At 43.7% G+C, this 15,878-nt stretch carries 13 protein-coding genes; 7 read left to right on the forward strand and 6 right to left on the reverse strand.

The genetic code is table 11. From position 1 onward, the window contains the following. Positions 1-416: 416 nt before the first annotated feature. Both ACX6CI_RS12190 and ACX6CI_RS12195 read right to left on the reverse strand, forming a co-directional pair. Positions 417-1,019 carry a MarC family protein gene (locus tag ACX6CI_RS12190; protein ID WP_458773923.1) on the reverse strand — a complete coding sequence of 201 codons (603 nt, stop codon included), beginning with the start codon at positions 1,017-1,019 and terminating at the stop codon, positions 417-419. Between the two features lie 58 nt (positions 1,020-1,077). Continuing rightward, positions 1,078-1,416, reverse strand: coding sequence for a hypothetical protein (locus ACX6CI_RS12195; RefSeq protein ID WP_458773924.1), 339 nt, complete (start codon positions 1,414-1,416; stop codon positions 1,078-1,080). Between the two features lie 374 nt (positions 1,417-1,790). Here ACX6CI_RS12195 and ACX6CI_RS12200 point away from each other — a divergent pair, with 374 nt between their 5' ends. The 7 genes from ACX6CI_RS12200 (at position 1,791) to ACX6CI_RS12230 (ending at position 9,566) form a co-directional block, all read left to right on the forward strand. Then, positions 1,791-4,094 (forward strand): DNA topoisomerase 3, encoded by a 2,304-nt coding sequence (locus ACX6CI_RS12200; protein WP_458773925.1) that lies wholly within the window; start codon positions 1,791-1,793, stop codon positions 4,092-4,094. 288 nt (positions 4,095-4,382) lie between these two features. Next, entirely contained in the window at positions 4,383-4,700 is a 318-nt protein-coding gene (locus ACX6CI_RS12205; RefSeq protein ID WP_458773926.1) for a hypothetical protein, read from the forward strand. A gap of 54 nt (positions 4,701-4,754) precedes the next feature. Next, positions 4,755-5,597, forward strand: coding sequence for a hypothetical protein (locus ACX6CI_RS12210; protein ID WP_458773927.1), 843 nt, complete (start codon positions 4,755-4,757; stop codon positions 5,595-5,597). 43 nt (positions 5,598-5,640) lie between these two features. Continuing rightward, the gene (locus ACX6CI_RS12215) at positions 5,641-6,360 is read left to right on the forward strand and encodes an SPOR domain-containing protein (RefSeq protein WP_458773928.1); all 720 of its coding nucleotides are present in this window, start codon (positions 5,641-5,643) and stop codon (positions 6,358-6,360) included. A gap of 282 nt (positions 6,361-6,642) precedes the next feature. Beyond that, positions 6,643-7,980 carry a replication-associated recombination protein A gene (locus ACX6CI_RS12220; RefSeq protein ID WP_458773929.1) on the forward strand — a complete coding sequence of 446 codons (1,338 nt, stop codon included), beginning with the start codon at positions 6,643-6,645 and terminating at the stop codon, positions 7,978-7,980. Between the two features lie 169 nt (positions 7,981-8,149). Beyond that, on the forward strand, positions 8,150-8,491 hold the full coding sequence (locus tag ACX6CI_RS12225; protein WP_458773930.1) for a PilZ domain-containing protein: 342 nt from the start codon (positions 8,150-8,152) through the stop codon (positions 8,489-8,491). Positions 8,492-8,705: 214 nt separating this feature from the next. Beyond that, positions 8,706-9,566: a hypothetical protein gene (locus ACX6CI_RS12230; protein WP_458773931.1), complete on the forward strand. Its 861-nt coding sequence runs from the start codon at positions 8,706-8,708 to the stop codon at positions 9,564-9,566. Between the two features lie 7 nt (positions 9,567-9,573). Here the strand turns inward: ACX6CI_RS12230 and amrS are convergent, their stop codons facing one another. The 4 genes from amrS to ACX6CI_RS12250 all read right to left on the reverse strand — a co-directional run bounded on the left by amrS (position 9,574) and on the right by ACX6CI_RS12250 (position 15,843). Continuing rightward, on the reverse strand, positions 9,574-10,584 hold the full coding sequence (gene amrS / locus ACX6CI_RS12235) for an AmmeMemoRadiSam system radical SAM enzyme (RefSeq protein ID WP_458773932.1): 1,011 nt from the start codon (positions 10,582-10,584) through the stop codon (positions 9,574-9,576). A gap of 47 nt (positions 10,585-10,631) precedes the next feature. After that, complete coding sequence (locus ACX6CI_RS12240; RefSeq protein WP_458773933.1) at positions 10,632-11,384, reverse strand: arginyltransferase; 753 nt, start codon at positions 11,382-11,384, stop codon at positions 10,632-10,634. 74 nt (positions 11,385-11,458) lie between these two features. Next, complete coding sequence (gene gdhA / locus ACX6CI_RS12245) at positions 11,459-12,808, reverse strand: NADP-specific glutamate dehydrogenase (protein WP_458773934.1); 1,350 nt, start codon at positions 12,806-12,808, stop codon at positions 11,459-11,461. A gap of 2 nt (positions 12,809-12,810) precedes the next feature. After that, entirely contained in the window at positions 12,811-15,843 is a 3,033-nt protein-coding gene (locus ACX6CI_RS12250; protein ID WP_458773935.1) for a PEP/pyruvate-binding domain-containing protein, read from the reverse strand. Between the last annotated feature and the right edge of the window lie 35 nt (positions 15,844-15,878).

Raw genomic sequence — 15,878 nt, forward strand, 5'->3', positions numbered from 1 at the left:
AACTGCAGGATTATAAAGAGCCCACATCAGGCATATATGTTAACATTCACTGTTCTCTTATTGTATGACAGGAAGCTGTGATTTTCAATACAACAGCGTAGTAGTGCAATAAACACTACCCATCACAGCGCTGCGGATATCCCACGAGTATTGAAGGATAAGGTGCGTTTTACACCCACAACAGGCGCACTGCCAAGCAATGCCACAACTCAACGATGCTTGCGTAGTGTATACAATTTCATTTCTTATCAGTATCTTACCCCAGAAAAGCTGTCAAAAAACAGGTCGCCTAGACTCCGAGAAAACGGGAGAACCTTTTAACATTGCGAACGTAACATTACTTCCAGATAAGTGAACGTAGTGAGACATTAGGGGACTTATCTCGTTTATCGGGCATATTTAAAAAAGCTTAAAAGCTAAGACATGAGACCTTTCACACCATCAGCAATAAATTGAATAGCAAGAGAGGCAAGTAGCACTCCAAGCAGTCTTTTGAACACATCGTTTGCTGTCTGCCCCACAAGGTGCACCAACGGTTTTGCAAACAAAAAACAGATGAGGGTCAAAACATAAATTATAACAACAGCTGCAACTAATGGCAAAAAGGATATTTCTTGTTCACGAACCCCTGAGAACAGAAGGATTGTAAGAGTTAGGCAACCAGGTCCTGCAATAAGGGGGATGGAAAGAGGGAAAACAGAAATATCATCATACGTTAAATCACCCTCATCATCTTTGGCACTATCAGGTTTAGTAATCATTCCAAAGGCAGCATAGAAAATCAGGAGACCACCGGCAATCTTAAAGGACTCCATCTCAATACCGAGGGTTGTCAATAGTCCCACACCCCAAAAACCAAAGCAGAGGACCAGAAGCAGTGACAAACTCACTGATCGAATTGCCATCCTACGACAATAGCCTGCATCGTTCCCCTTTGTCAGGGCATTGAAAATGAGCGAAGCACCAATGGGGTCAACAATCACAAAATATGCAATAAATGCGTTTATAAAACTATCCACTTATCAACACCCTCCTTTATTAAAATGAATGTACGCGAACCACTTGCTAAAAGACTCATCACAAACCGTACTTTCTTTTAAGAGATTTGTGAAAAAACACCAACGCTGAGCAACCGGTAAACAATGCAACAGCCCCAATAATGATAGCAAGACGACCCCAGGGCAAACCATGTTCAACCCGCATGGCCTGTATTACCATCAGAGTCCTGATCCATTCAACAACTCCCAAAACAAGGGCCACTTGGACAACACGTACCACCCAGCCTTTCTTATAGAAAAGCATCAAAGGGAAAAGAAGTCCTGCAACAACTACTATCGTCTGTCCATCACGCATAAAGTGAGCTGCCAGCAGCCAAAAACTCATGATGACTGGAATATGTAAAAGAAATCCCATCATTATCCTTTTTAAAATTAAGTTTTACTTCGATAAGCCATGCAAAAAATCATAACTTTGCACTGCAGATATACTGGAGATACCAAAGATAGGCGATATCAGTGTTGCTCCTATAACTCCATCCGTAACCATACTCTTTTACTCTTCTAGTTCAATTGAAGAAAAGAGTCGTTACCTGTAGAACAGCTTCGCTCTATGTCAAAATTTTAGATGATTTTTTTTGCTAAGTGGGATAGGAAAGTCGATCGATTGACGTTACAATACGTATAATATGTTTTACATAATTCAGTTGGCGAATCAGGCAAACTCCCCGTAAAAGTTTGCATATATAGAGCTCTTTGAAGCACAAAACAACTCCGGTATAACAAGAGTAATTAATGGGAAAAACGCTACTCATTGCAGAAAAGCCAAGCGTTGGCAAAGATCTCGCAACCTATCTTGGAATCGAAAGCCGTGGAAGAGGTTTTTTCTCCTGTAAAGGGGATATCATCTGTACCTGGTGTATCGGTCACATCCTCGAACAGGCTGATCCTGATGCCTACGATCCCAAGTTTAAAAGATGGAAAGCTGAAGACCTACCCATAATACCTGAAAACTGGATTCTCGAACCAATTCCCCGTACCCGCGATCAACTGCAGATCATTGACAACCTCTTAAAAAATACGGACAAGGTCATTAATGCTGGCGACCCTGAACGTGAAGGACAACTGATTGTTGATGAGGTTCTAGATTTTCTTGGCTACGAAGGACCTGCCGAGCGACTGTGGATTTCTGCTCTTGATATTCGTACCATTAAAAAAGGGTTTTCAAATCTTAGGGATAATAACGAATTTAAAAATATAAAAAACGCCGCCATCTGCAGATCCAATGCGGACTGGCTCGTTGGTATTAATGTTACCCGTGGACTCACCCTTGCTGCCTGCCAGCCTGATACTGTCCTCTCAGCAGGCAGGGTTCAAACCCCAACACTTTCACTTGTGGTAGACCGCGACCGTGAAGTAGAGCAATTTACTAAGAAACCCTACTGGGTCATGCGGGCTAATGTTGAGCACGAAGAAGGTACATTTGTTGCCACATGGGAGCCAGATGAACTTGCCCAGGGTCTTGATGCTGAAGGCCGCCTTGTAAATGAAAAAATTGGGGATGAACTCGCCTTGAAAATGCGAGGTGCCCCTGGCGTTGTTGTTACTAAAAAGGATACTCTTAAGAAGAAAAAGCCCCCTCTTCCCTTTTTACTCTCTGATCTGCAAAAAAAAGCTGAGGATAAATTTGGCTATTCTCCTAAACAAACTCTTGAGATCGGCCAGGGTCTGTATGAACGGCATAAGGTCCTGACCTATATGCGAACCGAGTGCAGGTATTTACCAAACGAAATGTTTGAAGATGCACCTTCAATCATTGAATGTCTAAGAAAACAGCAAATAGAAGGTGCAGCAGATGCAGATATAACACTGCAGTCCCCTGCCTGGAATACCAAGAAGCAAGGTGCGGAAGCTCACCATGGTATCATTCCAACTGAAGTGTTACCAAGGAACCTTTCCCCTGAAGAAGTTAATATTTACCAGCTTGTTGCCAAACGTTTTCTCAAACAATTCTACCCAGACTACCAATACTACTCAAGCAGTGCTGAAATTGAAGTAAATGGGGAGAAGTGGAAAGGTAGCGGTATTTCAATTAAATCTCTTGGTTGGATGGTTTTAAACGACCAGCAAACAAAGGAAAAATTACTGCCCAAAATGCAAAAAGGGGATCCCATTACCATTACCAGTGTGGATAAGGAACAAAAATTCACCAAACCCCCAAGCAGATTTACCGAGGCCTCTTTACAGGTGGCAATGACCGAGGTGCATAAGTTCGTCGATGATCCGGTCATTAAAGCCAGGCTCAAAGAAAATTCAGGCATCGGTACATCCGCCACAAGAACAAACATCATTACGGAACTTCAAAACCGTAACTACCTGGAGAAAAAAGGGAAAACACTTATCTCCACCCCAAGGGGCAGGGAGTTAATTGATAAAATCCATCCCTCTTTAAAAAACCCGGGAATGACCGCAATATGGGAAGATGCTCTGGACCGTATCTGTGAGGGAGATTTAGGTAAAGAAGAATTCATTGCAGAGCTCACCAAGCGAATGTCCAATATGGTGAAGTACGCCCTTGCCACCCGTTTTTCAGAAGAGGTCATGGGCAAGGTATATCGATGCCCCTGCGGTGGTCACTTATCCCGTCTTGAATCCAAAAATAAGAAGGGAAAATTCTTCTGGGTCTGTTCCACAGGTAAAGAAAACGGCTGCCCATTACGCTCAGACTTTAACGGTGCACCAGGGGCTGCCTTTATGGACCGTCCCGAGTCTGGTCCACAATGTCCTCATTGTGAAAAAGGCTATCTTATCCGTTATGAGAGTAACCGCAAAATGGGCCACTATTTCTGGGCTTGTTCCACCGGGAAACAAGGCAAATGCCCCTTATTAAGAGACGACAATGGTGCTCCCGGAAAACCTGTGGTTGACCCACAGGCCCCTCAGGAACCCTGTCCAGAAAAAGGCTGTAAAAAGAAAATCACCCGCATCCAATCCCAAAAAAATGCCGATTTCTATTTTTGGAAATGTGCTGATCCTAACCATCCCTTGCGAAAAGATAACAATGGAACCCCTGGGGATGCACTCATTTTTTCAAAATAAAAACGAGCTGTAGCCCGCCATTTGATATCTCATAACAGGGTTTTGATCCAGCAATTGTACTCACCATAACACCCTAACATTCATTGAAATTCCAGTTAGCTTCCCTAGAAGCTAGTGGCAAACATAGTGCATATAGCGTACAGTAGTGTGCACGTTGACGCTAATTATCTTTAGAATGGGACTTAGCCCGCATATTTCACAAGCTGAGATGTTGTCAACTATGCAACCTGACAAGAACAGAGACTACAATTTAATACTATAACTGATCACTTGCATTTATCGGGGGGAATGATGAACCATCTACTCATTAGCATAACCGCACTCGCACTCATCCAGCTATGCTTTGCAGTTGCATCTCCTCAGGCAGCTGAGACATCTCTGTTACCTGAAAGCCTTGCAGCCCGCTCTGAAATTGCTCCAGTTGAAAAAACTTTTACTATCTTTCTAAAAGAAGATGACCCGGAAAAACTTACTCAACTTCTCAATGCATCCAATGAAGAGTATGCCAAGAAAGGCTGGTCAGTTTTTACTATCAACACGTATTCCGACAATGGTGATGTTGATGGTTTCTTTGTTACCTACAGCAAAGGACTTAAGGCTGAGTAATTGTCTGAAAATCTACTATAAGTACTATCCTCATCCCTTCGTAAGAGGTTTTTGATGATAATAATGACAAACAAAATAGTAACCCATGTTTCCATATTTTTAGTCCCTAACTATAGAAAAGCTGTCCTAAAAACAGATAGCGTAGACTCCGGTAAAATTGGAGAACCTTGCGACATTGCCAACTTTAAATTACTTCCAAGGTACTTATCCCTTGTATCGGGGTTAGCTCTTATTTTTCTCTGCTCATGTGCCCCTACAACCTCCATTGAGGCGACAATTAAGACCAGTCCCAACGGGGCACGGATTTTTATCAACGGAGATGAAGCCTTACAACCGACACCTTTTCAACATATTTTTGATTTTGATATCAATCAGCAATATGAGCTCTTTGTTCAAAAAGAGGGTTATTTCGAAGAGGAATTCATTGTCACCAAAGATCTTCCTGAATTGCAGCAAGGATACGTCTCCATACCTCTCACAAGGAGTCCTCTCTGGGAAGCGACCACCTTTTCCCCTGCTACAAACAGCTGGATCCAGATCCGAACGGGCAGTGGTATCACAAGCCGGGAAGCCTGGGAAATCCTTCTTGATACTGTTGTCAAACACTCTCCTGACCTTAAAGAGCTCAACTTTGAGTCAGGATACCTGCAAACTCACTACGCCATTAAAAAGTTTGATACGAAAAATGGAGAATTCCTACTGAGATGTCAACTAACTGCAGCGCTCATTTCATCAGATCCAATTATTTATCGAATTAAAGAAGTTGCAGAATGGTCTGGTAATGGGGTTCAATGGCATAAATATAATCGGATCTTTTTTCAGCACGATGATATGATAAAAGAACTCCAACGACGACTTAGCCATAAAAATGGTGTAATCCCTGTAAATGCTAATTAGCTGGGATCCAGTTTAGTGGTGATAACCTTAAGAGTGTGAAGACTTGAATATTTTCTGCTATTCGCTTTTTATACTTCTCATCTGGTCTACTCCCGGCTTCGGCGAATCACTTTCCCAGATTGAAGAAAAGCTGGCGCTTCGTCTGCAAGGAGCTGAAAACACTACGGTACAGGAATCAGATGTAATCACCAACTCCTGGGACGTTGCCAAACCAATAGAAGATATCCCTCCTGCACGACCAACCCCTCCAATATTAAACTTTGAATCTCAAAACCAGGTGCACGCAGCCGAGAACTTCAGCCACCCATTCTCTGTACAGGTAGGCTCCAGCAGATCTCTAAAATTATGTTACAGGGTTGCATCCATGCTGAGAACTCTTGGCTATCCAGCATTTAGCTCCTCCATTAAGCTTAAGAATAGAGGAATATGGCATAGAGTATACATAGGATCATTCTCCACAAGGGATGCTGCGCAAAAGGTTAAAGACCAGTTGTCCGCAGAAACCATCGGTGAAGGTTTTATTCGACACCTGCCCTATGCAGTGCAGATCGGGACCAGTGGCACCCTTGAGCAACTGGGACCTCTCTACAAAAGTCTACTTGCCAGTTCCCACTTCCCATATTCCACATCTATTCGCAATGCCTCCTCCGGTGTAATCGAAGAGCGCCTGCTTATTGGCGCCTGCTACAAAGAAGAAGACTGTGACCTGCTCCTGTCCAATATAGTTGCTGAAGGCTTTAACGCTGTGGTAGTTGAACGCTAAAACAGGGCTTTATCAATGGAACTAATGGCAAAAGAAGGTTCCATATTATACGATATGATATCACACCATACTATCTAAAAGATTTAGTATCATAATTCTCTGCAAAAATATTACGGATAAAATGTATCAACGCGTGCAACAATCTATAAAAATGCGTACCTTACAGCTCAACCAACTCAAAGAGTAGTCGCAGTGACTCACGACCATAATGTATGCAAAAAAACGCACAGCAAAACTAACAACTCATTGCTCGTGTGTTCTAGAAGATAACAGGAACATTTGATGCAGAGATCAATATTTGAACAGTCCAATGAGCCCACAGAAGTACCTCTTGCAGAAAAAGTTCGGCCAAGACATCTGGATGAGATAAAGGGCCATGCTAACCTTCTGGCTCCCCAGGCTGCACTCCGGCAAATGATCGATAAAGACAACTATGGATCATTCATACTCTGGGGGCCACCGGGAAGTGGAAAGACGACAATTGCCAGGCTTATTGAAGGGCAAACAACAATGAAGTTTTGTGCCTTTAGTGCTGTCCTCAGTAAAATTGCCGATGTCAAAGCACTCATGGAAAAGGCCAAGCAGGTACATCTGTATCAGAATAAAACCACTCTGGTCTTTGTGGATGAAATACACAGGTTTAATAAGTCACAACAGGACGCCTTTCTGCCCTATATCGAATCCGGAGCCATTATCCTCATTGGTGCCACAACTGAGAACCCTTCGTTTGAAGTTATCCCAGCGCTTCTTTCCCGATGCCATGTCTTCCTCCTTGACCCATTACCTGAAGATCATCTTTTTTCAATTCTTAAAAGGGCAGTCTCCCACACGGGCAGACGTCTTGAAATTGAGGATTCTGCTCTTGAGTTGTTGGCTGAAAAAGCAGGAGGTGACGCAAGACGTGCCCTCAACGACCTGGAACTCATAGCAAGAAATGCTGAACTCGGTGACACCATTAGTGACACTGATGTGATCAGCCTGCTCAGTAAACGCTCCCTATTTTATGATAAAAATGGGGAAGAACACTACAACCTTATCTCGGCATTTCAAAAATCAATACGGGGCAGTGACCCGCAAGCTGCACTCTACTGGCTTGCACGCATGGTTGAAGCAGGGGAAGATCCTCTCTACATAACGCGCAGGCTCGTACGAATCGCATCTGAAGATATTGGTCTGGCAGATCCCCAGGCCATCGTCCAGGCCATTGCAATAAAAGATGCAGTCCACTTTCTTGGTATGCCTGAAGCCAATACTGCCCTTAGTCAACTAACCGTATACCTCGCCACGGCTCCTAAAAGTAACGCCTTAGAGGACGCCTATTTTGCAGCAAAAGATGACGCCATTAAAACAAGCCATCTTAAGGCTCCAATGAATGTGCGAAATGCACCCACCAAACTCATGAGAGATCTCGGTTATAATAAGGGGTACCGCTATTCCCATGCCTATGAGAACAACTACTCTTACCAGAACTATCTCCCGGAAGAAATGAAACAAAGCAACTATTACACCCCTTCAAAATTTGGCTTTGAAAAGGAGATACAAAAACGGATCGACTGGTGGAATAGCCTAAAGAAACAGCAGCTTAAAATGGAAGGGAAAGAAGATAAAGACGTAAAATAACAACAGCTACAATGGTCAATTCATTACAGGGCAATAATTGATGAATCACTTTTCCATCTTGTAGAACTAGGCATCATTACTAATATATATACAGGGTAACCTGAATCTACCCAAGGACGCTAATTGGATTATCTCACATCAGACTAACCCGATTTATAATGAGGTTGCTATGGAGAAAAGACGACATGAACGTATTGGAGGCCAGAATTTTTTAGTTGATATCTCTGATGGTACAGGTTTTTTTACAGGAACAGTCAAAGACATTTCCAGGTTTGGCCTACAGCTCGAAGATATCCCCAAACGGCTCGATGACAAGTCCAGAAAGATCTCAGTTGTCATTCAAAACAACACGGCAAGCTTTAAACTTAATGCAAAACCACGCTGGACAAAAAAGAAATCAATAAGCAAAATGGTAGGTTTTGAAATCACCAGCGCTCCATGGGGGTGGGCAGAATTTATCATGGAAAAAGAAGACAAACCCAAGAATTCAATCGGCGAAATAACTATTTAACCCCATTCACACAATAAAGAAGCTCCGGTAAACCCTAAAAAACAGCGATACGGACTGTCGGAACAATTATTTTCAACCTGAGGCAATTACTCAATCGGCAGAGTAATTGCCTTTCTTTTATCCCTGTGGTAGAGATGTTTTTTTTAATACCAGCAAAGACTCTACCCCTTAACGCAAATACATTTTTTATCCACCTCAGGGTGATTTAAGCACTATGAATTATTTCTACGAAAAAATTACCTATATTTTTGATCCCCTCCACCATATATGGGAACATGAAAAACTCCACAAAAAGATTTCTCTCACCCTTGTGCTGTTTTTTCTTATTAGTCTTGTTGCCATAGAAATGAATAGACAGGGTTTGCTGCCCACATCTCTTTCCGGGATGATTCCTCTAAACCATTTCTTTGCCGTACAAGCCGCTTTTACAGTGGTGCTTATTCTTGAGGTAATAAGTCTTATTTTTACCATCCCCTGTTCCTTCAGTCGGTCTGTGGGGAAACAATTTGAAATACTCGCACTTATCCTCATGCGAAATGCCTTTAAAGAGCTGTCATATTTCCCTGAACCAATTTCATTTATGGGAAATCAGCAGGCAATACTTAATATTCTTTCAGACGGCTTTGGTGCCCTGCTGATATTTGCGCTTCTCGGCTACTACTATAAGATTCAGGCCCAGCCAGCCGATGATAAGATGAAGCCCGTTGATATTTTCAGCTTCGTTGCGGCAAAAAAGGGCATTGCCATTATCCTTCTTGTCGTCTTTACCTATCTCGGAATCGACAGTGTAATTTCATCTATCACTGGCCAAGAGCACGCCGACTTCCTCCACAGTTTCTACACCATTCTCATATTAGCTGATATTCTGGTAGTTCTACTGTCCCAGTGCTTTCAACCATCGTTTTATGCAATTTTTCGTAACTCCGGCTTTGCCCTTTCAACACTCATTATTCGGATAGCCCTTGCTGCGCCACCATTTTTCAATGTACTTCTTGGTCTGGCAGCTGCGATCTTTGCCATTCTATTAACGCTTGTCAGCAGGGCTCTATTTTTAAAAAGAAAGAGTGAACACTAAAACGGAATTATCGCCAGACTCCAGCGATTGTAGCTTTACATGTGGGGCAGTTACCATTACCCACATGGTTGCTTGAAAGAGTGAAATGATTTCGCGTGATGAGGGTTGTCCCACAGCCGGGACAGAGTGTTGACGTTCCTTTAGCCCCGGAGATATTACCACTATAGACGTAACGAAGACCAGCGGCGTGGCCGACTCGCAGGGCAAGATCTATGGTGGACTCCGGGGTTGGAACTACTGAAGCCATCTTATGGGCTGGATGAAAGGCTGTCACATGCCAGGGAATATTACGATCAAGACCTGCTAAAAAACCTGCTATTTCTTTTAGCTCTTCTACACTATCATTTACTCCAGGAATGAGCAAAGTCGTCACCTCGACCCACACTCCAAGTCCCACACATTTACGGATATTTTCAACAACAGGGGCCAGACTTGCTCCACAGACCTTCCTGTAAAAATCATCGCTCCATGCTTTAAGATCGATATTAATCGCTGTCACAAGAGGAGCCATCTGCTCCAGAGATTCCTGTGACATATAGCCGTTTGAAACAAAAAGATTGCCGAGTCCTCTCTCTTTGGCAAGAACTGCACAATCTAAGGCAAATTCAAGAAATACAGTTGGTTCAACATAGGTGTAACTCATGGAAGTACACCGGGACGAAACTGCACGACTCACAACATCTTCAGGAGTGCAGTCAGTTACAATGCGTCCCCTGTTCAACCAGTTGGGCAACCCTCCGACCACCTGTGAGATAGAACTATTCTGACAATGGTTACAGGTAAAATTACATCCCGGGGTTGCAATGGAATAGGTGAGTTCTCCTGGCAATACATGGAAAAGCGGCTTTTTCTCAACCGGATCGATGTTTTCTGCAACCAACTTACCATAGACAAGGCTTCTCACTTCTTTTACATCGCCCACTCTCACACCACAACGCCCTATCTGTCCTATACCCAGACGACAATGGTGATGACAGAGCCGACACTCAATAGCATTTTTTGCAGTTTTTTCCAACATATACACCTATTAAACGAGAAACCTGTGCGGGAAGTGTAGACTCCGTATCAACCTCGCTGCTGCCACTCTTCATCTCTATAAATAAAATGAGGGTTAAAGTTTTTCTTATAGCTCATGGCAGAAACATCCTCTATGAGATAACCCAGGTACAAATAATCGACACCCCAATCTAAACAAATATCCACGAGTGTCATGATATTAAATGTGCCAAGACTGCGCTTTGATTCTTCAGGATCAAAGTAGAAATAGACCGCATTCAACCAGTTATCTCCAATGTCAACAATTGAGGTTCCGATTAAACGCCCGGCAACCCGAAACTCTATCTGGGCACTACTCGTGATCCTGGTGAGGAAAAAATCCTGGAAATAACCCTTGGCAGAATTGTTTTCCCGGGGATATCTCTTCGTTAGAAACCTTTCACAAAGATCAAGGTTTTCCTCATCCACCCTCAACTGCTTAAACTCTATCTCAACATCACTATTGAACGTAACGCTTCTTTTTTGATTACGGTTAGGGCGAAACATCTGAGTTTTTAAACGAATGGGGATACAAGCCTTACAATTTTCACAATGCATTGTATAGAGACAATCCCCGTTACGTCGATATCCTGCTGCTAAAAATAGTTCTAATATCCGCTCACTTAATGGAGAGAATGTAGCTTGATGAAAGGTGGCAACATGAGCAAGCCCATATGGGCAGCCTATATTTATGGAGAAGAAATACTGTTGCAGTCTTCGATATATTTCCTGGAACTCCTGATGACACCTTGCATCATATGTTATAGCAGTTACATCTTTCATACCTTCTGTCGTACTCCAAAATACCTGTTCTGTAGAATCCTTACCAAGAGTCGATCTTGCTCTTGCCCGCAGCCTTAAACTAACCCTTGGTCAAGCATCGCATTTACAACTTTAACAAAGCCCGCAATATTAGCTCCTGCTACATAGTTCCCCGTTGAACCATATTCGTCAGCAGCATCAAGACAGGTTGTGTGGATCGATTTCATAATCTGCTTAAGACGATCATCCACCTCTTTTCTAGGCCAGGATAAACGCATAGAGTTCTGAGCCATCTCAAGACCTGAAACGGCAACACCACCAGCATTTGCTGCTTTTCCGGGAGCAAAAAGCACATTCTGATCATGGAGGATATCCACCGCACCCGGCATAGTGGGCATATTCGCACCCTCACACACCAACTGAACGCCACCTGCAACAAGATTACCTGCATCCTGCTGGTTTATCTCGTTTTGGGTCGCACATGGAAAGGCACAATCAGCCCTATGACTCCATAATGGATTATGGTCAAGAGTGGGATCTACAGGTACATAAACTGCTCCTCCGTACGCATCTACATACTCCTGTATTCTGCCACGCCGTATATTTTTCAACTCTTTAATAAATTGAAGCTTTTCTGTATCAATTCCTTCTTCATCATATATATAACCGGAGGAATCTGACAGCGTAGTCACCCTGCCACCAAGCTCAATAATCTTTTCCGTTGTAAATTGAGCCACATTACCGGAACCTGACACCAGACAATTTTTGCCTTCCAGAGTCTCTCTTTTGGTCTTCATCATTTCTGCTGCAAAATATACAGCACCATAACCGGTGGCCTCCGGACGGATAAGACTCCCCCCCCAGGCAAGACTTTTGCCGGTAAGGACCCCGGTAAACTCATTTTTTAGTTTTTTATACATACCGAACATATAGCCAATTTCCCGTGCGCCAACGCCAATATCTCCAGCAGGAACATCGGTATTTGGCCCGATATGTCGTTGCAGTTCAGCCATAAATGACTGACAAAAACGCATTACTTCGCTATCGGATTTTCCCTTAGGATCAAAATCGGAACCGCCCTTGCCTCCCCCCATGGAAAGTGTAGTGAGTGAGTTTTTAAAAACCTGCTCAAAGGCGAGAAACTTAATGATTCCAAGATTAACAGAGGCATGAAAACGAAGGCCACCCTTATACGGCCCCAGAGCACTGTTCATTTCTACCCGAAACCCTCGATTAACATGAACCTGCCCATCGTCATCCATCCAGGGCACGCGAAACATTATGACCCTCTCAGGCTCAGTTACCCTCTCAAGAATACCCTGCTGACGGTATTCAATATTTCGATCCAGTACAGGTTTAACACTTTCAACCACCTCATCAACAGCCTGGTGAAATTCCTGCTGCTCCGGATCTTTCTCACGAATGAGTTCAATGGCTCTTTCCATTATCAATCTCCATTAAAAATAGATTTCTGATTCCACACCTTTTTTCCGTTCACTTCACAATCAGTCTCACATCGTTCACATTTGTCCACAATCACGCTCTCTGAGCGAGTTCCATCGCATTTCAACACAAATGGTTCCTCTGTGCGCACATGGTGTACAAAATTTCCCTTTTCAACCAAGGTCTGCCTCTCCAGCCACTCCCACTTCAGGAAATCATTCACAGTCCTTTTCTCGTTCGCTGCCTCGTCGAGAGTTAAATACGGAATTCCAAGGGATGTAATATTCTGAAAAAAATGCGTCCCCTGGGATGGATCAGCCTTTATGGTGTTGTTTTTCACCTCGATAATCGCAGCAACACCTGAGATATCAGCCCACTGTACCGGAATACCAAGCCATGGATCAGAAGAGCCCCATCTCCCGGGTCCAATAAGTAAAAATGGGGTTTTTTCCAGCTGAAGGCGTCTATTTATCACCCCAATTTCCTGCGCCATTTCATTGGTTTTAGATCCATCAAAACTCGATGGATGCACATAGACGATATCACGAATAGTATCAAACTGCCCATGACCAAGACTGGAACTCACCCTGCAAATCGCTCGCTCGATTTCATTGTCACAGATCTGCACATCAGCATACTCTCCCCCGGTAATCATTGGTCGAACCTGTAAAAAATAAAAGGTAGATGCTCCTAAATCGGGGTCAACGTCCACGGCAAATTCTATTTCAACCTCCCCTCCCATACCAGCCCTGCAAATGGCGAGCAGTTCCAGAAGAATTTCAGCAAGCGGGTAGCTACGGTACTTGAGCATTTGTGCAAAAGTAACAATCTTTGGACCGGGCAGAATAGTATCCCGCACCCTGTCTTCAGCTGGAATATACGTCGAGGCCAAAAGAGAAATAGGATTTTCCTTCTCTGCGTCCTGAACGTTTCTCAGCACCAGGTTTGACGTGTCCCTTTCAAGGCAATTCTCTGGACTCACATCGAGGGCAAAAAACTGACGCTGACTATATTTCAGCATATTATCAACGGAGGAGAATTGAACAAGTTTTTTAGGTTTAGCTGGAGAAAACCACAGCGCCTTACCTCCCTCAACAACCGTCTTGCCGACACCCACTGCAATATGGGCGATCCCTTCCTCCGCCTTCATTCCCATAACTGGATAATAATTATGGGATTGAGCCACCCCTGAGACGCCCGGGTAGTAGAAATTATCGTACTGTTCCCCCACAAGCTGCTGAATGATGACTGCCATAGCATCTTCACGGCCAATTCCGGTTACCTTGGAAAAAGCCCTTGGCCCTTCAAACCAGGTGGAGGCATACACAAGTTTTATGGCACTTTCAAGCTGGGCAAAGCGTTCTTCAAAATCAGGATGATTATTGGCCAGAAAGTATGTTGAATAGAGCCCCGCATAGGGTTTAAACTGACCATCCTCAAGCAGGCTCGACGACCTCACAGAGAGTGGACTCTTCATCTTTTGTAAAAATGCCCTCAAATCGCTGCGCAGCCACTGGGGTAGTGTTGCATCAAGAAACAGGTCTGCGACATGTTCATCGGGCATTTTTTTGCAATAGTAGAGATTCTGTTCTTCCACAAAGGTATCAAAACCATCGGCGGTGATAACACAGGTTTTTGGAATCGTTATACGATGGGAGCTCAGAATTGAGTTCTCGTTATGCTCCCTTTGCAAACATGCCCACATAAAGGCAATCCCCCTCGCCTTTCCACCCATGGAACCATTACCCATTTTGACAAAATCCATGATATCAGGATCATAGGCCTTGGGGTTGAATTTTACCACAACCCCCTGTTGCCTGTGTTTTCGAAGGGAATGGACCTTAAATACCAGATCATCACGAATACAGGAGAGATCTTTCAGATCAGCGATATAGTCCTTATGAATTCGACGGGCCAGAACAACTTCAGCCCTTGCCATTACCCAGTTAGAAAAATGGTTCCTGAGTGTATGATACCGCAAACACTCCTCAGGAATAACCTCAAGCTGTCGCTCAAATTCACCAAGGCTTGATGCCTTGCCAACCACCGTCTCATCGGGCATACGAAAGACAAAATCACCAAAGCCTAAGTAATTGAGAAAAAAACTATGGAGTTCATCGCGAATGAGAGGTGAATTTTTATCTAAAAAAACTGCAGGAATACTCTGGGCAAGATGACGATTCTCCTGCTCTGTTGACACCATAAGTAAAGGTATATCATGGGACTTAGAACGAATATACTCTAAGAATTTACCGCCGGCATGGGCATCAATTTCCCCGGCCCGCTTATACCTGGCATCAGAGATAACTGCGAACACATTGGGCTTATAGGCCTTGTACAGCGCCATTGCCTCTTCGTAATTAGTTGCAATGAGGATCTTCGGCCTTGCCCGCATCCTGAGCAGTCTATGACGTTCATTAAGACTCTCGCTTAGAACCGATTGGGTCTGGCCAACAATCTCATTATAAATAAGAGGAAGAAATAACGACCTATAGAGGGGAGAATCCTCAACATAGATAATAACCCGCACCATCGCTGACTGCGTATCTGCATCCACATTTCGATGGTCCTCAACATTTTTGATAATGGCCAGCAGCAGGTCCGCCTCACAGCACCAGAGAAAGGTCTTGTCTATGCCATAATCTCCTATTCTCTCTGGAAATGTTGCCCGCATATTATGGGCAACGAGGATAACAGGGAGGTCGGGCCTGATTTTCTTTATGGCAGTGCCAAAATCAAAGGCATCCATACCGCCTAAAAACGGCATGGTGATAATCATATCAAAGGATTTTTTTTCTATGAGCTGAAGGGCTTCTTCAGCAGATGAGGTTCTGGTAATCTTAGGCGGCTTGCTCAGGTTCAAACCATGGTATTCACTTATCAGACGGGTCGCAAGACTCCCATCTTCTTCCATGATATACGCATCGTAAAGACTGGAAACAAGCAGGATTTCCTGGACCTTAAAGGGCATAAGATCATGGAAAATCTTGAAGTGTGGGTCAAAATGTGGAAGAACATCTCTTGAATCAATAAACATGGCCTCGTCCTTGTAAATTGTAATAACAATCCCTG

Source organism: Desulforhopalus glucosivorans (assembly GCF_054397165.1).